Source organism: Streptomyces sp. NPDC050263 (assembly GCF_040655955.1).
Classification (GTDB): Bacteria; Actinomycetota; Actinomycetes; order Streptomycetales; family Streptomycetaceae; genus Streptomyces.
On record NZ_JBFAKW010000041.1, the window covers coordinates 47,767 to 71,185 of the forward strand.

Here is a 23,419-nt window from a genome sequence, read left to right on the forward strand (position 1 = left end):
GGGACTGGCCCCGCACGGACAAGTCCCGCACAGACAGTCCCGCACGGACCGGCCGAGCCCGGTACGCCACGGACCGCCCGACCGGGACCCGCGTCCCCGCGCGCCCGCGGCGCGCCCGCCCCCTTCCGCACCGCGCGTCTCTTTCCCCCGCTCCGCCGAGCGGCGCCCGCATGTCACCGAACAGCCCGCCCCGCACCCTCCGTCACGGAAAGCGAGAGAGCGCATGTCCGACGAGAACGAGGTCCGCGAGCACAACCGCGCCGTCGTCGCCCAGTACATGAACACCCGAGGCCAGGACCGCCTGGAGCGGCACCTGCTCTTCACCAAGGACGGCACCGGGGGTCTGTGGACGACCGAGACCGGCGAGCCGATCGTCATCAACGGCCGGGACCGCCTCGGCGAGCACGCCGTCTGGTCGCTCAAGTGCTTCCCGGACTGGGTCTGGACCGACGTCGAGATCTTCGACACCCAGGACCCCGACCGCTTCTGGGTGGAGTGCGACGGAGAGGGCCAGATCCTCTTCCCCGGATACGAGCCCGGCATCTACCGCAACCACTTCCTGCACTCCTTCCTGTTCGAGGACGGGAAGATCAAGCAGCAGCGTGAATTCATGAACCCGTGCCGGCAGTTCAGAGCCCTCGGCATCGAGGTTCCCTCGGTCCGCCGGGACGGCATCCCCACCTGACGCCCGCCGACCGACCTTCGATCTTCCATGCCGCAGGGGGAGACTGTGCGCACCACCGTCCATGACATTCACGCAAGACCGGCCCTTCAGCAGCCCGAGTGGGACGACCCGGCCCGGCTCGGACGGGTCCGCCACATCCTCTCCGGCGAACCGCCGCTGGTCACCGCGGAGGGGACCGCGCGGCTGCGCGGGCTGCTCGCCGAGGTGGCGGCAGGCCGCGCCCACCTGGTGCAGGCGGGCGACTGTGCCGAGGACCCGGCGGAGTCCACCCCGCACCACGTGCGACGCAAGGCCGAGCTGCTGGACCGGCTCGCCGAGACCGCGCGGGCCGTCGTCGGCAGACCGGTCCTGCGGATCGGCCGGATCGCCGGACAGTTCGCGAAGCCGCGGTCCAAGCCCGTGGAAGAGGTCGACGGCGTGACGGTGCAGGTCTTCCGCGGCCACATGGTCAACGGCCCCGAACCCGGCCACCGGCGCCCCGACCCGGAGCGCATCCTCACCTGCTACCGATCGGCCCGCGACATCGTCCGCGAACTCCACGCGCTCAACGAGGGCCGCCCGGACGCGGAACGGCTGTGGATCAGCCACGAGGCACTGCTCCTCGACTACGAGGTCCCCATGCTGCGGTCCGCCCGCCCGGACGGACTGTTCCTCGGCTCGGCCCACCTGCCCTGGGCCGGGGAGCGCACCCGGCACCCGGACGGCGCGCATGTGCGGATGCTGTCCGCGGTCGTCAACCCGGTCGCCTGCAAGGTCGGTTCCGGCACCACCGCCGACGACGTCCGCACCCTGGCCGGCCGGCTCGACCCGGACCGGCGGCCGGGGCGGCTGGTGCTCGTCGCCCGGATGGGCGACGGGTTCGTCTCCAGCCGGCTGCCCCCGCTGGTGGAGGCGGTCCGCGCCGCCGGACACCCGGTGGTCTGGCTCTGCGACCCGATGCACGGCAACACCATCGCCGGCCCGGACGGACACAAGACCCGGCTGCTGGACGCGATGACGTCCGAGATCCAGGACTTCAACGAGGTGATGGCGAAGACGGACGGCGTCAACGGCGGCCTGCACCTGGAGTCCACCCCCGACGACGTCACCGAGTGCGCCGCCGACGCGTCCGAGCTGGGCTCCGTCGGCGACCGGCACACCACGTTCTGCGACCCCCGTCTCAACCCCGGGCAGGCCGTCCAGCTCGTCTCCGCGTGGGCCCGCATGCTCTGAGCCCCCGACCGCCCCCGGGGTCCGCCGTCTCCCGCGACGACGCGGCCCGCCCGCTCGCCCCCTACCGCACCGAAAGGAGCCGGCCCATGGTGGGCATCCCCGCCATCGCCCCGTACGACCTGCCCACGCAGGACAGCCTCCCGGCGAACCTGGCCGACTGGACGCCGGCCGCGGACCGTGCGGCTCTGGTGGTCCACGACATGCAGCGCTTCTTCCTGCGCCCCCTGGCCGAGCCGCTGCGCTCCGGGCTCGTCCACCACGCGGCGCAACTGCGCAAGCGCGCCGCGTCCCTGGGCGTGCCCGTCGCCTACTCCGCGCAGCCCGGCGGCATGACCCCCGAGGAGCGCGGGCTGCTGGCCGACTTCTGGGGGCCGGGCATGCGCACCTCCGCCGAGGACCGCGAGGTCGTCGACGAGCTGGCCCCGGCGGACGGCGACTGGCTCCTGACCAAGCGCCGCTACAGCGCCTTCTTCCGCTCCGACCTGTTGCAGCGGCTGCGCGACGCCGGCCGGGACCAGCTCGTGCTGTGCGGGGTCTACGCCCACATCGGCGTGCTGGCCACCGCGATCGACGCGTTCAGCCACGACATCCAGGTGTTCCTCGCCGCCGACGCCGTCGCGGACTTCTCCGCGCGGCAGCACCGGCTGACGCTGGAGTACGTCGCCCAGCGGTGCGGGGTGGTCGTGCTCAGCGACCAGGTGTTCGCATGACCACCCCGGGGCGCGGCGGGCCGGACCTCCTCGACCGGCTGCTGGCGGCGGAACGGCCGCCCGCCTTCGCCCTGCTGCACCGGCCCGAGAGCGGTGACCCGGACACGGTCGAGGTCCTGCTGGGCGAGATCTCCCACCCCGACTCGCTGGCCCGGCTGCCGCTGCCGTCCGGCGCCCCCGGCGCCCCGCGGCACGACGCCCTGGTCGTGGTGCCCTACCGACAGCTCGCCGAGCGCGGCTTCGCGGCGCCCGACGACGGGGCGCCCCTGATCGCCCTGACCGTGACCGAGCAGGCCGCGCTCCCGCTGGCGGACGTCCTGGAACGGCTCTCGCCGGAACCGGTGCACCTGTCCGCGAGCCGCTTCGACCTGTCCGACGAGGAGTACGCCGAGATCGTCCGGCGTGTGGTCGCCGACGAGATAGGCACCGGCGAGGGCGCGAACTTCGTCCTGCGGCGCACCCTGCTGGCCGACCTGAGCGACTACTCCCCGCACCGCGCGCTGGCCGTCTTCCGGCGGCTGACCGAACAGGAGGCCGGCGCCTACTGGACGTTCGTCATCCATGTCGACGGCCGGGTGTTCGTCGGCGCCACCCCCGAACGCCATATCTCCGTGCGCGACGGCCTCGCCGTGATGAACCCGATCAGCGGGACCTACCGCTACCCGCCCGGCGGGCCGACCCTCGACGGCCTCACCGCGTTCCTCCAGGACCGCAAGGAGACCGACGAGCTCTACATGGTGCTCGACGAGGAACTCAAGATGATGTCCCGGGTGTGCGCCGACGGCGGCCGGGTCACCGGGCCCGCCCTCAAGGAGATGGCCCGCCTCGCCCACACCGAGTACTTCATCGAAGGCCGCACCCGGCGTGACGTACGGGAGATCCTGCGCGAGACGCTGTTCGCGCCGACCGTCACCGGCAGCCCGGTGGAGAGCGCGGCCCGGGTCATCGCGCGCTACGAGCCGCAGGGCCGCGGCTACTACAGCGGGGTCGCCGCCCTGATCGGACGCGAAGCCTGCGGCGAACGGTCGCTGGACTCCGCCATCCTCATCCGCACCGCCGACATCACCCCCGACGGCCGGATGCGCCTGGCGGTCGGCGCGACCCTGGTGCGCCACTCGTCGCCCGAGGCGGAGGCCGCGGAGACCCGGGCCAAGGCCGCCGGGCTGCTGCACGCGCTGGAGGCGGAACGGCCGGGCCCGCGGACGTCCCCCGCCGCGCCCGGCACGACCCGGTTCGCCGGCCACCCGGCGATCCGCGCGGCACTGCGCGGACGCAACACCGGCATCGCCGACTTCTGGCTGGCGTCCACCGCGCCGAGCTCCCTGACGGTGCCGTCCCTGGTCGGCACGAAGATCCTGGTGGTGGACGCCGAGGACGCCTTCACCGCGATGATCGTGCAGCAACTCGAGGCACTCGGCCCCACCGCGCAGGTCGCCCGGTACGACGAGCCGTACGACCCGGCCGGCTTCGACCTGGTCGTGATGGGTCCGGGCCCCGGAGACCCGCGCGCCCTCGGCGACCCGAAGATCGCGGCGCTCGACGCGGCGACGGCGCGGCTGCTGCGCGACCGCGTCCCGTTCCTCTCGGTCTGCCTCAGCCACCAGATCCTCAGCCTCCGGCTGGGCCTGGAGCTGGTGGCCCGGGACGAGCCCAACCAGGGGGTGCAGCGGTCCATCGACCTGTTCGGCAGGCCCGAACGCGTGGGCTTCTACAACACCTTCTCGGCGGTCGGCCACGCCGCCCACCACGACGTGCCCGGCGTGGGGCGGGTGGCGGTCAGCCACGACCCGGCCACCGGGGAGGTGGACGCGCTGCGCGGCGGTCGCTTCGCGTCCTTCCAGTTCCACGCCGAGTCGGTGCTCACCGTGGACGGGCCCCGGCTCCTCGCCGACGCCCTGCGGGGGGTGCTGGCCCGGTGAGACTGGAGATCGCCTGGTGGGACCTGGACGGCTCGCCGCAGACCGTCGACTCGCTGCGGGCGCACCTGCGAGGCGGCGTCGCCGACGACTGGGCCGCCGTCCCCGGGCTGCGCGCCAAGTTCTGGATCGCCGACCGGGACCGCAACCGCTGGGGCGCCGTCATGGTGTGGGAGGGCGACCGCCCCGCCACCGGCGCGCTGCCGCCCAACCGGGCCGCCGTTCTCATCGGCCGGCCCGTCGGCCACCGCATGGGCTTCGACGTCGAGGCCGTGGCCGAGGGCCTGCACGCCCTGCCCGTCCTGCACGGCCTCGGCGCCGCCCTGGTGCCCCCGACCCCGCACTGACGAAACCGACCGCCCGCACCCGACGTACCGTCAGGAGACGTGCCATGCACGAGTACCTGCTCGTGGACGCCTTTTCCCGGGAGCCGCTGCACGGCAACCCGGTCGCGGTGTTCCTCGACGCCGCGGATCTGCGTACCGATCAGATGCAGCGCATGGCCCGGGAGATGAACCTCTCCGAGACCACCTTCGTGCTGCCTCCCCGGCAGGGCGGCGACGCCCACGTCAGGATCTTTACCCCGGTCAACGAACTCCCCTTCGCGGGCCACCCGTTGCTCGGCACCGCGGTCGCGCTCGGCGAGACCCGGAAGCAGGACCGGCTGCGGCTGGAGACCGCCATGGGCGTCATCCCCGTCGAACTCGGCGACGACGACGGCGCGGTGACCGTCCGGATGCGTCAGCCGCACCCCGTCTGGGAGCCCTACGAGCACGCCGTGGAACTCCTGGCGGCGCTGGGGGTGTCCGCCTCCACCGCACCCGTCGAGGTCTACCGCAACGGCCCCCGGCACGTCTTCGTCGGCCTGGAGAGCGTGCCCGCGCTGTCCGCGCTGCGACCGGACCACCGGGCCCTGTCCCGCTTCCCCGACATGGCCGCCAACTGCTTCGCGGGGGAGGGGACGCGGTGGCGGACCCGGATGTTCAGCCCCGCCTACGGGGTGGTCGAGGACGCGGCGACCGGCTCGGCCGCCGGACCTCTCGCCATCCACCTGGCCCGGCACGGACTGGCCCGCTACGGCCAGGCGCTGGAGATCCGGCAGGGCGTCGAGATGGGCCGGCCCTCCCTGATGCTGGCCACCGCCCGGGGCGACGGCGGGCACATCGAGTCCGTCCACGTCGGCGGCCACGGCGTCACGGCCGGCCGAGGAACCCTCTTTGTCTAGGCCCGTACTTCGCAGGTCACCCGATCGTGAAGATCAAGTGGTCGTGGCTGATCGCTCGCCGATCGGAACCGCTACGGCAATAGCGGTCCCGGACCGACCCAGTCGAGATCGGACGCTGAGAGGCCGCTGAGGCGAACCTTTTCGGCGACCTGCGAAGTACGGGTCTAGGGCGACCAGTCCGGGGCCATCGGCCCGATCCGAGCGAAACGGCCCAGCGAGGAAGGCGTCGATGAACACCAGCAAGTACGAGAGCCTCACCGGTACGACCGATCTCCGGTTCCCCGAGTACGACGACCCGCCGCCCGAACCCATGGGGCTGGTACGCGACTGGCTGGACCGCGCGGTGGAGCTGGAGGTGCGCGAGCCGCGGGCGCTGGCGCTGGCCACCGCCGACCGACGCGGGCGCCCCTCCACGCGCATCGTCGCGTTCCTCACCGTCGACGACGACGGCCTGCTGTTCACCACCCACAGCACCAGCCGCAAGAGCCGGGAGATCGTCGAGACCGGCTGGGCGTCCGGACTGCTCTACTGGCGCGAGACCGGCCAGCAGATCAGCCTGAACGGGCCGGTGACCGCCGTCCCCGAGGACCGGGCGGACGCCCTGTGGTCCGCCCGCCCCGTCCCGCTGCACGCCATGTCGGCGGCGTCCCGGCAGAGCGAGCCGCTCACCGACCCGGCCGCCCTGCTGGCGCGCGCGGAGGAACTGGGCGCCACCCGGGCGGCCCTGCCCCGCCCGGAGCGGTTCGTCGGCTACCTGCTGCGCCCGGACGAGGTGGAGTTCTGGTGCGCGCGCTCGGACCGGCTCCACCACCGGCTCGGCTACCGGCGGGACGGGGACGGCTGGCGCCTCACCCGGCTCCAGCCGTAGCGAGAAGGAGGCGGCTCTCATGGACACGGTCGGCTTCACCTCGGCGATGGCACGCGTACCGACTCCGGTGACCGTCGTTGCGACCTACGGCCCGGACGGCGTCCCGTACGGGTTCACCGCCGGCTCGTTCTGCTCCGCGTCACTGCACCCGCCCCTGGTCCTGGTCTGCCTGGACAAGGGCGCGAGCACCCACCCGGCGTTCACGACGGCCGAGAGGTTCCTCGTCAGCGTGCTGGGACGCGGCCAGCAGCGGGTGGCCCGCCGCTTCGCGACGTCCGGCATCGACCGGTTCGCCGCCGGCGACCTGCGCCCCCTGGAACTGGGGCTGCCGGGGCTGCCGGGGGCCGCCGCGCGGATCGCCTGCACCCTGCACTCCGTACTGGACGCCGGAGACCACACGGCTCTGCTCGGCCGCGTCGAGCGGACCTTCGTCGGCGACCGGACCCCGCTGGTCCACGTCGACCGCCTCTTCCACCGTCCGGCCCAGGACCCTCCCGCCACCGGCCCCGACTCCAGGAGTCAACCGCCCATGCAGGAACGCGCGTTCCCTCTGATCTTCGCCGACCGGGTCGGCGCCACCGCCGAGTTCTACGAACTGCTCGGCTTCACCCGGCAGAGCCGCAACCCCCCGGAGGGCGAGCCCGCCTACATCGGTCTGCGGCGGGGTTCCACCGAACTGGCCGTGGTCTCCGCGAACTGGCCCGTCACCCAGTACGGCGTCCCGTCCGGTCCCGGACCGGGCTTCGAGATGTTCGTCCTGGTCGACGACCTGGACACCACCCTCAAACAGCTCGCCGACGCCCGGGTGCCCCTGCTGCGCGCCCCCGCCGACATGCCGTGGGGCGAACGCATCGCCCACGTCGCCGACCCGGACGGCAACCCCGTCGCCGTCGCCGCCGCCCTCCACTCCTGACCACAGACCTCCCCCGGGACGCACCATGACGCTGGACATCGCCGAGCTCAACGACCTGCTCGAACCACCGCCGGACACCCGGCCCGACCCGGACGACTTCGTACGCGCGGCCATGGACTGGCACTTCAGCCCGGCCACCGGCTCCCCGTTCTGGCTCAACCGGGCCAAAACCCTGGACTTCGACCCCCGCGCCGACGTCCGCACCCTCGCGGACCTCGCCCGCTTCCCGAACGTCTCGGGCGAACTGCGGCACACCCCCGTCACGGACCTCGTCCCGCGTGGCTACGGCGAACACCCCGACGTCGTCGGCGTCTTCGAGAGCGGCGGCACCACCGGCACGCCCAAGCGGGTCGTCCTGCTGCGGGACTGGCTCGACCGCATGCTCGCCTGGAGCAACGCCACCCTGGACGCCCACGGCTTCCCGCGCGGCGCCGACTGGCTCGGACTGGTCCCCTCCGGCCCGCACATCGTCGGCGAGTACTTCCGCCGCAGCGCGGCCACGTTCGGACGCCACGGCTTCGCCATCGACCTGGACCCGCGCTGGGTGAAGCGCTGCATCGCCGAGGGGCGCGGCGCGGAGGCCTCCGGCTACGCCGAGCACGTCGTCGACCAGGCCGCCGACGTCCTGCGCGACCAGGAGATCGGCGTCCTCACCATCACCCCGCCGCTGCTGGAACGGCTGGCCCGGCGCGAGGACCTCGTCGACCTGGTCAACGAGAAGGTGCGGGCGATCCGCTGGGGCGGCACCCAGCTCGACCCGGACTCCCGCTACCTGTACCGCACCGAGGTCTTCCCCGGCACGGTGCTCGCCGGCAACTACGGAAGCACCATGATCGTCGGGTTCGCCGGTGAGCGCCCGGGGCTGTCCGACGACGACCCGTGCGTCTTCGACACGCTCGGCCCGCACGTCACGTTCGGCGTCGTCGACCCCGAGACCCGCGAACCCGTCGCCCTCGGGGAGCGCGGCAGGGTGGTGGCCCACCACCTCAGCCGCTCCTTCCTGCTGCCCAACAACCTGGAACGCGACCTGGCCACCCGGGTGGCGCCGCCCGAGGGCGGGTTCGGCGACTCCGTCGCGGACATCGCCCCCGTCGCGACCTTCGAGAGCGAGCCGGTCGTCGAGGGGGTCTACTGATGCCCGGCGCCTACCCGACCCCCGGCGCCCCCGAGACCTCCCGCGCCCCCGGCGCCGTGCTGACGGCGCTCGGCCCCCGGGGTCCCTACCGCGCCCGCAACCGTCTCACCGTCACCGACGTACGGGGCGAGGCGGCCGCCGAACTCAGCATGGTTCCCGGCCTGTTCGTGAACCGTTCCCTCGCGGCCCTCCGGTCGGCCGCCCCGCTGCGCCCGGACGAGCGGGCCGCGGCCCTGCGCCGCGCCGCGCACCTGTTCGCCACCGGCACGATCGCCGGCCGCACCGTCGCGGAGTACGAGCACGACGTCAGCCGGGTCGGCGGCATCCCCATCGGCGTCGTCCGCACCGCCACCCGCTCCCTCGCCACCCGGCTCGCGGCCGCCTGGGAGAGCGCCCGGCAGGCCCGGCCCCAGGGCGCCGCCGACGACTGGCGGGACCCCGGCACCCGGGCCGGCCGGGGGGTGTGGACCCGGCGCGGCGAGGTCTTCGCCGTGAACGCGGCCGGCAACCATCCCGGCACCCACAGCCTGTGGCCCGAGGCGCTGGCCCTCGGCTACCGCGTCGCGGTGCGGCCCTCCCGGCGCGAGCCCTTCACCCCGCACCGGCTGATCAGCGCCCTGCGCGCCGCCGGTTTCGGCGACGACCACGTGGCCCTGCTGCCCACCGGACACGAGCAGTCCGACGACCTGCTGCGGGGAGCGGACCTCGGCATGGTCTACGGCGGCGAGGACGTGGTGCGCCGGTACCGGGCCGACCCCACGGTGTTGACCCAGGGCCCCGGCCGGTCCAAGATCCTGCTCACCGGGGACGTCGACTGGCGCGACCACCTCGACACCGTCGTCGACTCGGTCGCCCACCACGGCGGCACCGGTTGCGTCAACGCCACCGCGGTGTACGTCGAGGGCGACCCGGCGCCCCTGTGCGAGGCCCTCGCCGAACGCCTCGCCGCCCTGCCGGCCGTCGCGCCGGACGACGACAAGGCGGTGCTCCCCGTCCAGCCCGCCGCCGCGGCCCGGGCCCTCGCCGCGCATCTCGCGCGGCGGGCCGAGGGCACCCGCGCCTGGCGCGGCGCCGACGAGGTGGTCGCCGAACTCGGCGACGGCAGCGCCGCGTTGCGCCCGGCCGTGCACCAGGTCGACCGGCCCGACGCGCCGCAGACCGGCGTCGAGCTGCCGTTCCCCTGCGTCTGGGTCGCCCCCTGGACCCCGGAGGCGGGCCCGGCGGTCCTGCGCGACAGCCTCGTCCTCACCGTCCTGACCCATCAGGAGGAGCTGATCGACCGGCTCCTCGACGAGCCGACCATCAGCAATGTGTACGTGGGCGACGAGCCCACCTACCGGATCACGCCGGGCCTGCCCCACGACGGGTTCCTCGGTGAGTTCCTGATGCGCAGCAAGGCGGTCGTCCGGCACTGATCCGCGCCGGCGCCGCACCCTCGTTCTCACCTCAGAAGGGACCACCTCACCCATGCACGCCGTTTCGTACACCGCCCAGTGGATGGCCGCCGCCCGCGCCCTGGAGTCAGAGCGCGAGGACGCCCTGTACGTCGACCCGCTGGCCCGCGATCTAGCCGAGCCCAAGGGCTTCGAGCTGATCGACCGCTACGCGGGCGGCGGGCTGCTGCCGTTCATCACCATCCGCACCCGCTACCTCGACGACGCGATCGCCGACCTGCTCGCCGACGGCACCGTCCACCAGGTGGTGCTGATCGCCGCCGGCATGGACACCCGTGCCTTCCGCCTCGACTGGCCCGACGACGTCGACGTCTACGAGGTGGACCACGGGCCCCTCATCCAGGAGAAGCGGCGTCGGCTGGACGCCCTGGGCGCCAAGCCCACGGTGCGCCGCCACGAGGTGTCCGCCGACCTCACCCAGGAGTGGCTGCCCACGCTCACGGAGGCGGGCTTCGACCCGTCCCGGCCCACCCTGTGGGTCGCGGAGGCGCTGACCTTCTTCCTCACCGAGGAGCAGGCCGCGGGCCTGCTCCAACTGCTCGCCTCGGCCTCCGCGCCCGGCAGCCACCTGGCCTTCGACATCCTGGGCCGGGGACTGCTGCGCAGCCCGTTCTCCCGGCCCTTCCTGGACAAGCTGGCCGCCGACGGCACCCCGTGGATCTTCGGCACCGACGAGCCGGAGCCCTTCCTGGCGGCCAACGGCTGGGACGTCACGGATCTGAAGGAGCCGGGGCAGCCCGGCGCCGGCGAGGGCCGCTGGCCCTACGACGTGCAGCCCCGCGGGCGGCGGCACGCCAACCGGCTCTGGCTGATCCGGGCCGGGATCGCCACCGGCTGACCCCCGGCGCACACCGGCCCGGGACCGGGGGACTCAACCCCGGCCCCGGGCCGCCGCACGCCCTTTCACCGGTCCCGGAGCTTCGCCCGTAACGCCTCGTTCTCCGCCGTGAGGGCCTCGATGCGCTCCCGCACCGGCAGCAGCGCCTCCTCGAGTTCGGCCTCCGAGAAGCGGGGGGTGATGTGCTTGGAGCAGTTCCAGGCGAGCCCCTCGACGCGGATCACCATCAGCTGCTCCGGCCTGCCGTCGGTGCGGACGTCGGCGAGCCGCTCGCTCAACTCCGGTTCCCGCGAGGTGTCGAGGGTCCGCGCACGCGCCATCACCTTCAGCCGGACGCGGTGCGCGTAGTCCATGAAGAAGAGGGACACCCGGTCGTCGCCTCGGAGGTTGCCGGTGGTGATGTACTGCCGGTTGCCGCGCACCTCCAGATACGCCAGGGTCCCGGCGTCCAGCACGTGCACGAAGCCGGGCGGCCCGCCCCGGTACTGCACATAGGGCCAGCCGTCGGCGCTCGCGCTGGCCAGGTAGAAACCGTCCCTCGCCGCGATGAACGCCGCCTCGGCCGGGCCGATCCGGTCGAGTTCCTCCGGGTCCCCGCCGAGCATCCGCTCCATCGCCTCGGCACTGCCCCGCTCCCGCTGTACGCGGCGGACGTCGTCGGTGAAGGCGAGATGGGCGTATCGGTTCATGATTCCCCATTTCCTGTCATGGAGGCCAAGTCATGATCAGGCCCGACGATAGCCCTGCCCCCCTTACAGACAAAGGCAGTCGGCGTACACCCGGGCCGGGTCAGTATCCGATGGCCTCCCGGAGAAGCAGCACGGTGCCGCGCCCCGGGCGGGGTTCCGCGTTGAGGATGAGCAGACGGTTGACGGCGCTGGGCATCCCGTACACCTCCTGGGCGCGGGCGCTCTCCAGCGGGAGGGCGTGTTCCTCGACGCGGCGCAGCGCCGTGCCCAGGTCGGGCACCACCTTCTGCGCACCGACGATCCAGATCGCGTGGGCGGCTCCGCCCGCGTTGGCGGGGAGTTGGCTGCCGCTGCCCGAGGCGAGGACGAGCGAGCCGGTCTCGGTGACCGCGGCGACGCTGTTGACGACGAATTCGGGGCCGGCGACCAGCCTGCGGATCTCGTCGGCGCCGGTGGCCCGGTCGATGGCCAGGACGCGCGGCCTGATGGCGTCGTACCGGCCGCTCGCGTTGATGTCCTCGTCGATGCCGGACAGCCGGAGGGTCTCGCTGGCTCCGGTGAACACGCCGGCGCCCTCGGGGAGCAGGTCCCTGACGCGGGCGCGCGCGGCCTCGGCGTCGTCGAGGATCTCGGCGGCGAAGCCGCCCGCCCGCAGCGCGGCGGCCACCCGCTCCAGTCGTTCGGCCGATGCCGGGTCGGCGAAGGACGCTGCCGCAGCTGTGGCGGCCGTGGCGTGTGCCGGGTCGGTCCCGGGGCCCTGCGCCGTGTCGGGCGCCGTGCCCGCCAGCGGGGAGGTGTCGAGGTACCTGACCTCGTACACGCGCTCGGCGAACTTCCAGCCCTCGTCGGTGCGTTGGTAACGGTCGTGGTAGACGGCGTAGTTCAGCCCCTGGCGCCCGTCGAGGGCGCGCGCGATCTCCTGGATGTAGGCGCGGCCGGTCGCGGTGTCGCCGTCGAGCTGGATCGTGCCGGGGTGTGTGTTCTGTACGAAGAAGTCCCACTGGCTCTGCAGCCGCTCGCCCCCGGCGAGGATCTCCTCGCGGCCCACCTGCTCGACGGGGATGTCGGGCATGCGCAGGGCGCCGTCCGGTGTGAACAGCGACGCCAGGCGGGGCCGGTCGCGCATCATCGCCGCGTCGGTGAACTCGCCGCGCAGTGCCTCGATCTCGACCCGGTCTGCGATGGCCTGGAAGTCGTTCATCGAAGTCCTCTCTCCGTCTTGTCGTCGTCCTCACCGGTACGACAACGCAGCCCCTCAAAGTGTCAGGCGGCGCGTCGGCCTCACATTCCGGTGCGCTCTCTTGTCGTACCGGGTAGAGGCACAGCAGCGAGCGAGGGAGACGGCCGGACCATGACGAGCAGAGCCGAGCCCGGCGACGACCAGAGCGATCCGGGCGAACCGGGCCTCGGCGCGATCATGAGCGAGCGGCGTCGGCTGATCAACCTCGGCTATCGGCTCCTCGGGTCCCTCGCCGACGCCGAGGACGTCGTGCAGGAGACCTACGCCCGTTGGTACGCCATGTCCGCACGGGAGCAGCAGGCCATCGAGTCGCCCGGCGCCTGGCTGACGACGGTCGCCGGCCGCATCTGCCTGAACCTGCTCGGCTCGGCGCGGGCGAGGCGGGAGACGTACGTGGGCGAGTGGATCCCGGAACCGCTGCCCGAGCCCACGGAGTGGATCACCGGGCGCTCCGGCCCCGACGGGTCCGACCCGGCCGATCGGGTCACCCTCGACGAGTCGGTGACGATGGCCTTCCTGGTCGTCCTCGATGCGATGACCCCGGCCGAGCGCGTCGCGTTCGTCCTGCACGACGTCTTCCGCTACCCGTTCGGCGAGGTCGCCGAGATCGTCGGCCGCACTCCGGCGGCGTGCCGCCAACTGGCCTCGTCCGCCCGCCGTCGCGTCCGCACCGCGCAGACGCCGGCGGGCCCCGGTGCCGGACAGGCCGGCATCGTCAGGCAGTTCAGAACGGCATGGGAGGCCACGGACATCGACGCCCTGATCGGCCTGCTCGACCCCGACGCCGTCGCGACCGCCGACGGCGGCGGGCTGGCCGCCACCCACCTGCACCCGATCGTGGGCGGTGAGCGGATCGCCCATGCCTACGCCGAGATCGCCCGTCTGTGGGGCGGCCGCACGACATTCCTGGAGTGCGCGGTCAACGGCCTGCCCGGCCTGGTGGCGCGGCAGGACGACACCGTCGTGACGGTGTTCGCGTTCGAGATCGCGGGCGACCGGATCAGGAATGTCTGGGCGGTGCGCAACCCCGAGAAGCTCCGTGCCTGGCGGACCGACTGAGGAGCGATCCGAATGACTGATTCCCCGGCCGGCGGCGCTGTCCTCGACGCGGACGAACTGGCTGCGCGCTGGGCGAACGCCTGGCGGCCGGAACAGGTCGCGGAGCGGTTGGACGGGGTCGGTGTGCCCTGGTGCGTGGCGGCGGGGTGGGCGCTGGATCTGTTCCGCGGAGAGCAGTCGCGGCCCCATGGCGATCTGGAGATCGCGGTGCCTGTGGCGGGGTTCGCGGAGATCCGGGACCGCTTCCCCGAGTACGTGTTCGACGCGGTGGGCTCTGGACGGGTCTGGGCGAGTGCCGGAGCCGAGGTGCTCGGGGCCACGCACCAGACCTGGCTGCGGGATCCGGCGAGCGGTCGGTTCCTGTTCGATGTCTTCCGCGAGCCGCACGAGGGCGGGACGTGGATCTGCCGGCGGGACGAGAGCCTGCGGCTGCCGTACGACGCGATCATCGAGCGGTCCGCGGACGGCATTCCCTACCTGGCGCCGGAGCTGGTGCTGTTGTTCAAGGCGAAGGAGCCCCGGCCGAAGGATCACGCGGACTTCGACGGGGCCCTGCCGCTGCTGAGCGGGGCACGGCGCGACGCGCTGAGCGGGTGGCTGAAACTCGCGCATCCCGGACATCCATGGCTGGCGAAACTGGCGAGGCGGTGACGCCGGGGCGGAGGTCGAGCCGCGGGCGGCCAGATGCGAAGGCCGGCCGCGACGGTCGGGTCGCGGGCGTCGGCTGCTCTGTCGCGCGCGACGGCCTCCGGGCCTGGTTGCGGCGCGGATGCCGGAAGGTCAGGTCTCCGTCGCCGGAGGTGTGGCGCGGTTGCGTGGTCGCGTCCTGGTCAGCCCGGTCTCCACGGCGGTGAGCAGGGTCAGAGCGGCGTCGAGGTGTTCGGTGTCGTGGTCGGCGGCTTCGGAGACGGTGGCGGCCCATTCCCGGCGGACGAGGGTGGTGTTGCTGCGTCCGCGTTCGGTGGAGTGGACCGTCACTCCGCGAGCGTCGGCGGAGTGGGCGCGCCGTTCGATGAAGCCCTTCTCCTCGAGCCCGCGCAGAACGGTGGAGAGGTTGGTGCGCTGGAGCCCGGTCGCGGCGGCGATGCGGCTGGGTGCGGCTTCGGGGTCGCTCTTCAGGTAGCGCATCACCATGCCCTCGGACTGCGACAGGTGGACAGCTCGCTCGTCCGTGTACCGGCGGAACTGGATCTCCCGGCTGATGATCAGTACGAGGTCGGCCAGTTCGGCCCACCGCTGTTCGTGGTCGGGCCCCGCTGTCGGGCCTGTCTGGTGCGCTTGGTCCTCCGTCACGGCTCCAGGGTACGGGGTTGCCCGTCAAGTAGTTATGTGGGCATACTCATTATGAGCTCATAGTTATGAGCTCATAACTTCTGCCTTCTGGGAACTGTCATGACGACAACCGCTTCCTCCCGGCATGCCGGAGCGACGACGCTCTCGCCCCATGCCACGGCCCGCGCCGGCGGCCTGCACCCGGTCGGGGTGTTCATCCTGCTGGCCGGCGCGTTTCTGCCGATCATGGACTTCTTCATCACCAACGTGGCTCTGCCCAGCATCGACGCCTCGCTGCACGCCTCCGCGTCGTCGCTGGAGCTGGTGATCGCCGGGTACGGCGTCGCGTACGCGACGCTGCTGGTCCTCGGGGGCCGTCTCGGCGACCGCTACGGCCGCCGCCGCATCTTCCTCGGGGCGCTCGTGGGCTTCGTGCTGGCCTCCCTGGCCTGCGGTGTCGCCCCGAGCGTGGGTGCGCTGATCGCGGCCCGCATCGTCCAGGGCGCCACCGCCGCGCTGCTCATCCCGCAGGTGCTGGCGACCTTCCACCACATCCTCGAAGGGGAGCGCAAGTCCCGTGCCGTGGCCCTGTACGGGGCGACCTCCGGCATCGCCGCCGTGGTCGGGCAACTGGTCGGCGGCCTGCTGGTCAGCGCCGACATCGCCGGCACCTCCTGGCGGCCGATCTTCCTGGTCAACGTGCCCATCGGCGCGGTCGTGCTGATCGTGGCGGCCCGGATCGTGCCCGACACCCGCTCGCACCACCCGGTCGGCATCGACCTGCCCGGCACCGTGCTCTTCGCCGCCACCCTGACCGCCCTGCTGGTGCCGCTGACCGAGGGGCACTCCCTGGGCTGGCCGTGGTGGACCTGGGTGCTGCTCGCCCTCGCGGTCGTCCTCGGCGCCGCCACCTACGCTGTCGAGAAGCGCACCGAGCGGCGCGGCGAAGTCCCGCTGCTGCCGCCGTCGTTGCTGCGTCTGCCGTCCATGTCCCGTGGGCTGACCATGGTGTTCGCCTTCAGCATCGGCTTCGGCGCGTTCATGTTCGTCTTCGCCCTCACCGTCCAGAACGGCCTGCACGCAGACGCCCTGCACAGCGGGCTGGCGATCCTGCCGATGGCCCTGCTCTTCTTCGCCGGGTCACTGGTCGCGCCCCGCCTGATCACACGGTTCGGCCGGGCGGCGCTGTCCGCCGGCGCCGTCGTGCAGCTCGCCGGACTGGTCTGCCTGGTGACAGTCCTGCTGGGGAACTGGCCGCACGTCGGCCTGTGGGCGATGGCCGTGCCGCTGGCCCTGGTCGGCGCCGGACAGTCGATGCTGTTCGCCGGCCTGTTCCGCAGCGTGCTCGCCGATGTCCCCACGCACCTGGCCGGTATCGGCAGCGGCGTGCTGATCACTCTGCAGCAGAGCGGACTCGCCCTCGGTGTGGCCACTCTCGGCACGCTCTATCTGGCCATGGCGCCGCACAACGTCGCCCACGCCTTCGCCGGAGTCGAGTACGTGCAGATGGGCATCGTCGCCCTCCTCGCGATCGGCGCCGCCGCCCTGCCGCGCTTCACCGCCGCGTCGGCGTCCACGCCGGTCGTCGACGCCTGAACCCGCCCCTGTCGAACCTCTCGTAAGGGAGCAGTGATGAGTCTTCTCGACTTGTCGCGATGGCAGTTCGCCATCACCGTGATGTTCCACATGACCTTCCCGGCGATCACCGTCGGACTCTCGATCTTCCTGTCGGTCGTCTACGGCCTGTACTGGCGGACCGGCAGGGCGGTCTACCTGCAGATGTTCCGGTTCTGGCGGCGCGTCTTCGCCGTCGGCTTCGCGATCGGCGTGGTCGCGGGTGCCGTCATCACCTTCCAGATGGGTCTCAACTGGGGCGTGTACGGGGCGAAGACGGGCCCGATCATCGGCCCGATCATCGGCATGGAGGTCGTGACGGCCTTCTTCGTCGAGGCCGGCTTCATCGGCGTCCTGCTCTACGGGGACGGTCGCGTCCGCGAGGTCACGATGTTCGTGTCCACCGTGATGGTGTCGGTCGGTACGGTCCTGTCGTCCACGTGGATCATCGCGGCGAACTCGTGGATGCAGACGCCCGCCGGGTTCAAGGTCGTCCACGGCCGGTTCGAGCCCACGGACTGGATGCGCGTCATCTTCAACCCGTCGTTCGTCTGGCGCTGGCCGCACATGCTGGCCGCCGTGCTGATCTCGGCGAGCTTCTTCGTCGCCGGGATCTCGGCCTGGTACCTGGTCAAGGGGCGTGCCAAGGGCTTCGCCCGCCGCTCGATGTCGATCGCGCTCGGGATCGCCGCGCTGCTGATGCCCGTTCAGCTCTACCTCGGTGACGGCGTGGCCGGTCATGAACTGCCCCGCCAGCTTTCCAAGTTGGAGGCGATCGAAGGCAACTGGGACAACGGCGACACCGGCTTCGTCCTGTTCTCCGTTCCGGACCAGCAGGCCGCGCGGAACATCGCCGAACTCGACATCCCCTGCCTCGGCAGTTACATCGCCAAGGACCTCACCTGCGAGACGGCCATGCCCGGCCTGAAACTCACCCCGGCGGCCGACCGGCCGGACATGGCCGCGACCTTCTGGGGCTTCCGCGTCATGTTCCTGGCGGCCGTGCTGATGTTCGGCACGGCGTTCGCCGCCACGATCCTGCGGATGCGCGACCGCCTGTGGACCGCGCGCCGCTTCCACCGGTTCGTCCTGTGGACGACACCGGTGGGCATCCTGGCCATCCTCGGCGGCTGGGTCACCGCAGAGGCGGGCCGGCAGCCGTGGATCGTGTTCGGGCAGCTCCGCACCTCGGCCGCGGTGTCCCATCTGGCACCCGGCGAGGTCTTGTTCTCGGTGATCGGTTTCTCCGTGCTCTACCTGATCATGCTGGTGGCGTACGTGGCCTACATCGTCCGCACGATGCGCATCGGCCCGGAACGCGACGACCCCCGACCCGAACCTCCACCCCAAGCCGGTCCCGTTCCGTTTGCCGGGCTGTCCGCATCGCTCGCCCCGAGGGAGGTGGCGACCCGATGACCACCACCCTCTGGTCGGCGACCGTACTCGTCTGTCTCCTGATGTACGTCGTGCTGGACGGCTACGACCTCGGAGTCGGCGTGGCCACCCTCTTCGAACGCGACCCCGCGCACCGACGGCACATGCTGGAGTCCGTCGCGGTGGGCTGGGACGGCAACGAGACCTGGCTCATCCTGCTCGGTGTCGCGCTCTGGGCGGGCTTCCCTCTGGCCTTCGGCACGCTCCTGCCGCACGCCTACCTGCCGATGACGGTCTTGCTGTTCTCCCTGATCGTGCGCGGCGTGAGTGTCGAGATGGCGTCCCAGGCGCCACCGGCGCCCCGCTGGACGGCCGCCTTCGGCGTGGCGTCGCTGCTGGCCTCGTTCGCACAGGGATTCGCCCTGGGGACCCTGACCTCGGCGGTACATCTGCGGGGTGACGTCTGCACCGGGTCGCCCTTCGGGGCCTTCAGCTGGTTCTGCGTGCTGTCGGGGCTCACGATCACGGCCGCGTACACCGCTCTCGGCTACGCCTACACCAAGCACAAGTCGTCCGGGCCGCTGCGGGAGTCGGCGGCACGGCGGGGTGCGGTCGCCACGGTGGTCGGGGGAGTGCTGCTGGTCCTAGTCCTCGTCACTGTCGACACCACAGCGGCACCGCTGAACCTCCACAGCCCGGGGCGCGCCTGCGCGTTCGCCGTCCTGCTGCTGTTCGCCGCCGGGGGAGCGGGCACTTCGCTCGTCACGTTCCCGTGGAAGCGGCAGTCCGGGGCGGCGGACAGCCTGCCCCTCGGCGGACTCGCCGTCGCGACCGTGTCCGTGTTCCTCGCCCTGGCCGTGGCCCGCTACCCGGTGCTCCTACCGCCGGGCCTCACCGTCGACAGCGCGGCCGGCCCGCACTCCACGATGGTCTTCATCCTCGTCGGCATCGGCCTGAACATGCCGCTGGTCCTGGCCTACAACGTGTTCGCGCACCGGGCCTTCGCCGGAAAGCGCGACACCGCAGGAGCGCACTCATGACCACCCGGAGCCCACTGCCTACGCCGGTCCGTGTCGTGCTGCGTCTGCTCTCCGCGGTCGCCTGGACCGTGCTGGGCCTGCTCGCCTATTTCGTGTGCCAGGGGATGTTCGGTGGCTACCGGCAGATCCACTCGCAGCTGCTGACCACCCTGGGCATGATCGCCATCGCGCTGACCGGTGGCATCGCGTGGATCGTCGACGAGCGGCGCCCTCATGACGACGAATGAGATGTACGAGAAGAGCGCGCCGGGCACCGCCGGAGAGCGACAGGACGACGACGCCTGGCTCACCGAGTGCGCCGCGCCGGGGCGGCACTGGTTCGGTCTGTCGGGCTCCGCCCAGGCACTGGACACGCTGTTCACGATCGCCCGCTGGGGCGCCCTGGCCTGGACGGCCCAGGCGGTGATGGACCGGGCCAGGGCGCACGAGACGTGGGGCCTCGTGGCCTTCGCCGTCACGAGTGCGCTGGCGGCGGGCGCCGGCTGGTCGGCGGGCACGCTCGCCGAGCGGGGCGCGCGTACCGTCGCGACCGGCCTGCGGCAGCGGTTGACGGGCGCTCTGCTGCCGACCGCCCGGCGGATCAGCGAGACCGGCCCGGCCGAGGCCGCGTGGGCGATGGTCGACCTGGCCGACGACGTCGCCGACCACCACGCGCGGACCGCGCCCCTGAACCGGTCGGCACCGCTGTCGATGATCGCCGTGCTGGCGGTCACGGCCGCGGTGCACTGGCCGGCCGCGATCGTGCTCGTCCTGACCACCGCGCTGCTGCCCCTGAACATGCGCCTGGCGGGACTGTTCGCCCAGCAGGGCGCGGACCGGCAACTGGCCGCGACCCGGCACCTGAACGCCGTCGTCCTCGACAGCTTCCGCGGCATGCGGACGCTGCGCGAGCTGGGCGCGGTCGGCCGGCGCGGCCGAACCCTGACCACGGCCGCCGAGCGGCTGAACAAGGCGACGATGAGCGTCCTGCGCCGGGCCTTCCTGTCCGGGATGATCATGGACGTCGTCATCACGTTCTCCATCGCGGTGAACGCCACGTACATCGGCCTGTCGCTGCTCGGCTACGTGCAGGTGCCGCACGCATCACGGCTCGACCTGTTCACCGGTCTGCTGGTGCTGCTCGTATGTCCGATGTACTTCGCCCCCCTGCGTGCCAGGGCCTCCGCCTTCCATCAGCGGGAACGCGCCACGATCGCGGCCGGCGCCGTCCGGGACGTCGTCAAGGACACGCCTGCCGCGGTGACACGGGCGGCCGGTCCGCGGTCGACCGAGCCGGTCGGTGTGTCGCTGACAGCGGTCCGGTTCCGCTACGGCGGCGCCGACCACGACACCCTCCATGCCGACGCCGAGTTCGCACCGGGCACCTGGACCGCGATCACCGGTGCCTCCGGTTCCGGGAAGAGCACGCTGTTGTCGCTGATCGCCGGATTGCGCCGGCCGTCGGCCGGAGTGGTCCGGTGGCAGACCTCGTCCGTGTCGCAGGCGCCGGCACTCGGCGGAGCCGCCTGGGTCGGACAGCGGACCGTGCTGCTCGATGCGACCGTCCGCGACAACATCCGCCTCGGCCGCCCGGCCGCCACCGAGCGGCAGATCCGGCGGGCTGTCGACGCCGCCGGACTGGGCGCCGTGATCGAGGGCCTCCCCGAGGGACTGAACACCCGGCTCGGCGAAGGCGGTTGGGGTGTGTCGACCGGTGAGGCCCGCCGGATCGCCATCGCCCGCGCCTTTCTGCGCGGAGCCCGGCTCTGGCTGCTCGACGAGCCGACCGCCCACCTCGACGCGGACAGCGAACGCGAGGTCGTCGAGGCCCTGCGGAGAGCCACCGACGGCTGCACCGTCGTCATCGCCACCCACTCCTTCACGCTGGCCGCCGCGGCCGACACCGTGCTCGCGATCGACGACGGCCTCCTGCACGACGCGAGGCCGGTGAACGCGCGATGAGCGGCAGCCGTACCCCGAACGTCCGTGGCCGGCGGGCTCGTTCCGTTGCGGCCGGCGGGTTGGTGCTCGCGGTCGTCGCCGAGCTCTCCTCCGCCGGACTGCTCGGTCTGTCGGGCTGGTTCGTCAGCGCCTGCGCCGCCGCAGGGGCGGCCACCTTCAGCTCCTTCTCCTACGTCGCCCCGAGCGGCGGTGTGCGCGCTTTCGCCCTGGCCCGCGTCGCCGGTAACTACGGCAAGCGTCTGGTGCTGCACGCTGCCGCCCTGCGCCGGATCGCCACCGCCCGGACCGGTCTCTTCGACCGTGTCTCGGCTACCGGCAGGGCACAGGAGGACCGCCTGTGGTCGGGAGAACTCCTCGACCGCAGCATGGCCGACGCCGACAGCGCCGGGATGGCACTGATCGAGTACACAACCCCCGTCGCCGTCACCACCGCGCTGACCGGCGGTGCCGTCCTTGCCGTCGCGGCGTCCACGTCCGTCGTGTCGGCAGCCGTACTCGCGGCCGGCGTCGTCGTCATGGCGGTGATCGCCCACCGTACGCCCGGCACCGCCCGCGAGGCAGAGCAGCAGACCCGCAAGGCCCTGCGCGCCGAGCTCGTCACCGCTGTCGACGCATGGCCGGAGCTGGCATCGCTCGGCGCCGCCGAGCAGCTCGCGGCGCGTACGACGGGGAGGTTCACCCGACTCGACACCGCGCGCGAAGCGGCCGTCCGGCGCAGGCGCCGCGACGGGCTGGTCGGCGGCCTGATCGGCACCGCCACTCTGACCGCCACGGCCGCCACCGGCGGCGCACCGGATGCCCCGACGTTCGTGTTCGTCGTCCTGTTGTCCCTCGGCGTGCTGGCCCAGGCCGAACAGCTGGCGAACGCCGCCGAAGCCCGAGCCACCGCGAAGGCCGCACACCGCAGGCTCACGACAAGCGTGCCGCACACCGTGCGCGCCCCCACCGCCGCGGAGATACGGTCATGGTCCACCGAGCAGGGCATCGGCTTCGCCGACTACGTCCTTCCGCCGATGGCCCTCCGGCCGGGGCGCGTCCTCGGCGTCACCGTCGCCCGAGGCACGATGCTCGTCGTCACCGGCCGCTCCGGCAGCGGCAAGAGCACCCTGCTCCGAGCCCTCGCCTCGTCACTGCGGCAAGTGACCGAAGGGCGGGACGGCCGGCCCGCCGTCGTGGCCGTCGCCGCCGACGACCACCTCTTCACCGGCACACTCGGCTCCAACTGGCGCCTCGCCGACCCCGCCCTGACCGACGACGAGATCGACGAACGCCTCGCCGAACTGCGCCTGAACGACAGCGGACTGACCGCCACGACCGCCGTCGGCCCCGGCGGCAGGCAGCTCTCCGGCGGGGAACTCCGCCGGGTCTACCTGGGCCGGGCCCTGGCCCGCCACCCGCACGTCCTGATCGTCGACGAACCGACCACGGGCCTGGACCACCGAACCGCCCGACACGTACTGGGCATCCTCACCCACCTGCCCGACACCACCGTCGTCATCGCCCTGCACGCCGTACCGGCATGTCTCGAGCCGGCCGGGCACGTGACGCGACTGCCGCTCGACCACAGGGGACCGTGAATTCCGCACATCCCAGGAGGCGCCATGACCACAGCACAACTCCGCGATGCGCTCGCCGACAGCCGTTGCGGGCGGCCGAACGCGACGCGGGCCGAGGCGGAGCTCCGAGCCCGCTTCGACCCGGCCCTGACGTTCTCGACCGGCTCTGTTCGGCCGCCCTGCGCTCGACCGGCCATCCGGCCGACGCCGAGGACCTTGTCCAGGAGACGTAGCCACGAGCGCGTGAACTGGCCGAGGAGGCAAGCCGTCGGGGCGACGTGCGCAGCGTCATCCTCACGGCGGCGACAAGCCGGTCGTGGCAGCCGTCACCGGATACGCCCGCGAACGCGGGACGCGCAGCTTCGTCGAGCACGGACCGGGCAACGCCCGATGTCACGGCGCCTGACCCAGGACCGAACACGCAAAGAACGGAGCCAGAACCTCGCCGGCCTTCTGGGGCGTGCGGTGTCGACGATCAGTCGTGAATCTGCAACAACGGCGGACGCGACGCCTACCGGGCGATTGCTGCGCGGAAACGGGCACTTGACCGCGCCCGGCGGCCGAAGCAGTGCCTGCCGCGGCACTAGATGATCAATTCCAAGGGGTGCCTGCGGAGACGCAAACGAGGGCATCCATGATCGTTTTGTGACGAACAACCTGGACACCCTCGCGACAGCA

The 23,419-nt window shown here is 72.4% G+C and carries 22 protein-coding genes; 19 read left to right on the plus strand and 3 right to left on the minus strand.

Translation table 11 applies throughout. The features are described 5' to 3' along the window. Positions 1-223: 223 nt before the first annotated feature. The 11 genes from AB0J04_RS20160 to AB0J04_RS20210 all read left to right on the plus strand — a co-directional run bounded on the left by AB0J04_RS20160 (position 224) and on the right by AB0J04_RS20210 (position 10,956). Positions 224-685, plus strand: a complete 462-nt coding sequence (locus tag AB0J04_RS20160; protein ID WP_363169865.1) for a PhzA/PhzB family protein — start codon at positions 224-226, stop codon at positions 683-685. A gap of 45 nt (positions 686-730) precedes the next feature. Beyond that, positions 731-1,897, plus strand: coding sequence for a 3-deoxy-7-phosphoheptulonate synthase (locus tag AB0J04_RS20165; protein WP_363169866.1), 1,167 nt, complete (start codon positions 731-733; stop codon positions 1,895-1,897). 86 nt (positions 1,898-1,983) lie between these two features. Further along, on the plus strand, positions 1,984-2,607 hold the full coding sequence (locus AB0J04_RS20170) for an isochorismatase family protein (RefSeq protein ID WP_363169867.1): 624 nt from the start codon (positions 1,984-1,986) through the stop codon (positions 2,605-2,607). Further along, positions 2,604-4,526 (plus strand): anthranilate synthase family protein, encoded by a 1,923-nt coding sequence (locus AB0J04_RS20175; RefSeq protein WP_363169868.1) that lies wholly within the window; start codon positions 2,604-2,606, stop codon positions 4,524-4,526. The genes AB0J04_RS20170 and AB0J04_RS20175 overlap by 4 nt, the downstream gene beginning before the upstream one ends. After that, positions 4,523-4,870 carry a hypothetical protein gene (locus AB0J04_RS20180; RefSeq protein ID WP_363169869.1) on the plus strand — a complete coding sequence of 116 codons (348 nt, stop codon included), beginning with the start codon at positions 4,523-4,525 and terminating at the stop codon, positions 4,868-4,870. The genes AB0J04_RS20175 and AB0J04_RS20180 overlap by 4 nt, the downstream gene beginning before the upstream one ends. 44 nt (positions 4,871-4,914) lie before the next feature. Further along, positions 4,915-5,748 carry a PhzF family phenazine biosynthesis protein gene (locus tag AB0J04_RS20185; RefSeq protein ID WP_363169871.1) on the plus strand — a complete coding sequence of 278 codons (834 nt, stop codon included), beginning with the start codon at positions 4,915-4,917 and terminating at the stop codon, positions 5,746-5,748. Positions 5,749-5,977: 229 nt separating this feature from the next. Next, complete coding sequence (phzG, locus tag AB0J04_RS20190) at positions 5,978-6,616, plus strand: phenazine biosynthesis FMN-dependent oxidase PhzG (protein WP_363169872.1); 639 nt, start codon at positions 5,978-5,980, stop codon at positions 6,614-6,616. 19 nt (positions 6,617-6,635) lie between these two features. Beyond that, positions 6,636-7,529, plus strand: a complete 894-nt coding sequence (locus AB0J04_RS20195; RefSeq protein WP_363169873.1) for a flavin reductase — start codon at positions 6,636-6,638, stop codon at positions 7,527-7,529. A gap of 25 nt (positions 7,530-7,554) precedes the next feature. Beyond that, on the plus strand, positions 7,555-8,664 hold the full coding sequence (locus tag AB0J04_RS20200) for a phenazine antibiotic biosynthesis protein (RefSeq protein WP_363169874.1): 1,110 nt from the start codon (positions 7,555-7,557) through the stop codon (positions 8,662-8,664). Beyond that, on the plus strand, positions 8,664-10,079 hold the full coding sequence (locus AB0J04_RS20205) for an aldehyde dehydrogenase family protein (protein WP_363169875.1): 1,416 nt from the start codon (positions 8,664-8,666) through the stop codon (positions 10,077-10,079). Before AB0J04_RS20200 ends, AB0J04_RS20205 begins: the two co-directional genes overlap by 1 nt. 52 nt (positions 10,080-10,131) lie before the next feature. Beyond that, entirely contained in the window at positions 10,132-10,956 is an 825-nt protein-coding gene (locus AB0J04_RS20210) for an SAM-dependent methyltransferase (RefSeq protein ID WP_363169876.1), read from the plus strand. A 65-nt stretch (positions 10,957-11,021) separates the two neighbouring features. On the opposite strand, the gene AB0J04_RS20215 is transcribed toward AB0J04_RS20210, so the two are convergent. Together AB0J04_RS20215 and AB0J04_RS20220 are read right to left on the minus strand one after the other, a co-directional pair. Beyond that, entirely contained in the window at positions 11,022-11,645 is a 624-nt protein-coding gene (locus tag AB0J04_RS20215) for a pyridoxamine 5'-phosphate oxidase family protein (protein ID WP_363169877.1), read from the minus strand. A 100-nt stretch (positions 11,646-11,745) separates the two neighbouring features. Next, on the minus strand, positions 11,746-12,846 hold the full coding sequence (locus tag AB0J04_RS20220; RefSeq protein WP_363169878.1) for a nuclear transport factor 2 family protein: 1,101 nt from the start codon (positions 12,844-12,846) through the stop codon (positions 11,746-11,748). Positions 12,847-12,996: 150 nt separating this feature from the next. On the opposite strand from AB0J04_RS20220, the gene sigJ reads away from it, so the two are divergent. Continuing rightward, a complete protein-coding gene (sigJ, locus tag AB0J04_RS20225) occupies positions 12,997-13,944 on the plus strand; it encodes an RNA polymerase sigma factor SigJ (protein WP_363169879.1) in 948 nt (315 codons plus the stop codon). A 12-nt stretch (positions 13,945-13,956) separates the two neighbouring features. Beyond that, positions 13,957-14,595: a hypothetical protein gene (locus tag AB0J04_RS20230; protein WP_363169880.1), complete on the plus strand. Its 639-nt coding sequence runs from the start codon at positions 13,957-13,959 to the stop codon at positions 14,593-14,595. Positions 14,596-14,724: 129 nt separating this feature from the next. Here the strand turns inward: AB0J04_RS20230 and AB0J04_RS20235 are convergent, their stop codons facing one another. Beyond that, complete coding sequence (locus tag AB0J04_RS20235; protein WP_363169881.1) at positions 14,725-15,237, minus strand: MarR family transcriptional regulator; 513 nt, start codon at positions 15,235-15,237, stop codon at positions 14,725-14,727. 99 nt (positions 15,238-15,336) lie between these two features. Here AB0J04_RS20235 and AB0J04_RS20240 point away from each other — a divergent pair, with 99 nt between their 5' ends. Genes AB0J04_RS20240 through AB0J04_RS20265 form a run of 6 tightly spaced genes read left to right on the plus strand, consistent with a single transcriptional unit; the run spans position 15,337 to position 22,762 of the window. After that, the gene (locus tag AB0J04_RS20240) at positions 15,337-16,812 is read left to right on the plus strand and encodes an MFS transporter (protein WP_363169882.1); all 1,476 of its coding nucleotides are present in this window, start codon (positions 15,337-15,339) and stop codon (positions 16,810-16,812) included. Positions 16,813-16,848: 36 nt separating this feature from the next. After that, a complete protein-coding gene (locus AB0J04_RS20245) occupies positions 16,849-18,246 on the plus strand; it encodes a cytochrome ubiquinol oxidase subunit I (RefSeq protein ID WP_363169883.1) in 1,398 nt (465 codons plus the stop codon). Further along, positions 18,243-19,244 carry a cytochrome d ubiquinol oxidase subunit II gene (locus AB0J04_RS20250; protein ID WP_363169884.1) on the plus strand — a complete coding sequence of 334 codons (1,002 nt, stop codon included), beginning with the start codon at positions 18,243-18,245 and terminating at the stop codon, positions 19,242-19,244. Before AB0J04_RS20245 ends, AB0J04_RS20250 begins: the two co-directional genes overlap by 4 nt. Beyond that, positions 19,241-19,471, plus strand: coding sequence for a hypothetical protein (locus AB0J04_RS20255; protein WP_363169885.1), 231 nt, complete (start codon positions 19,241-19,243; stop codon positions 19,469-19,471). The genes AB0J04_RS20250 and AB0J04_RS20255 overlap by 4 nt, the downstream gene beginning before the upstream one ends. Beyond that, positions 19,458-21,185: an ATP-binding cassette domain-containing protein gene (locus tag AB0J04_RS20260; RefSeq protein ID WP_363169886.1), complete on the plus strand. Its 1,728-nt coding sequence runs from the start codon at positions 19,458-19,460 to the stop codon at positions 21,183-21,185. Before AB0J04_RS20255 ends, AB0J04_RS20260 begins: the two co-directional genes overlap by 14 nt. Continuing rightward, entirely contained in the window at positions 21,182-22,762 is a 1,581-nt protein-coding gene (locus tag AB0J04_RS20265) for an ATP-binding cassette domain-containing protein (RefSeq protein WP_363169888.1), read from the plus strand. The genes AB0J04_RS20260 and AB0J04_RS20265 overlap by 4 nt, the downstream gene beginning before the upstream one ends. The last annotated feature ends 657 nt before the right edge of the window (positions 22,763-23,419 follow it).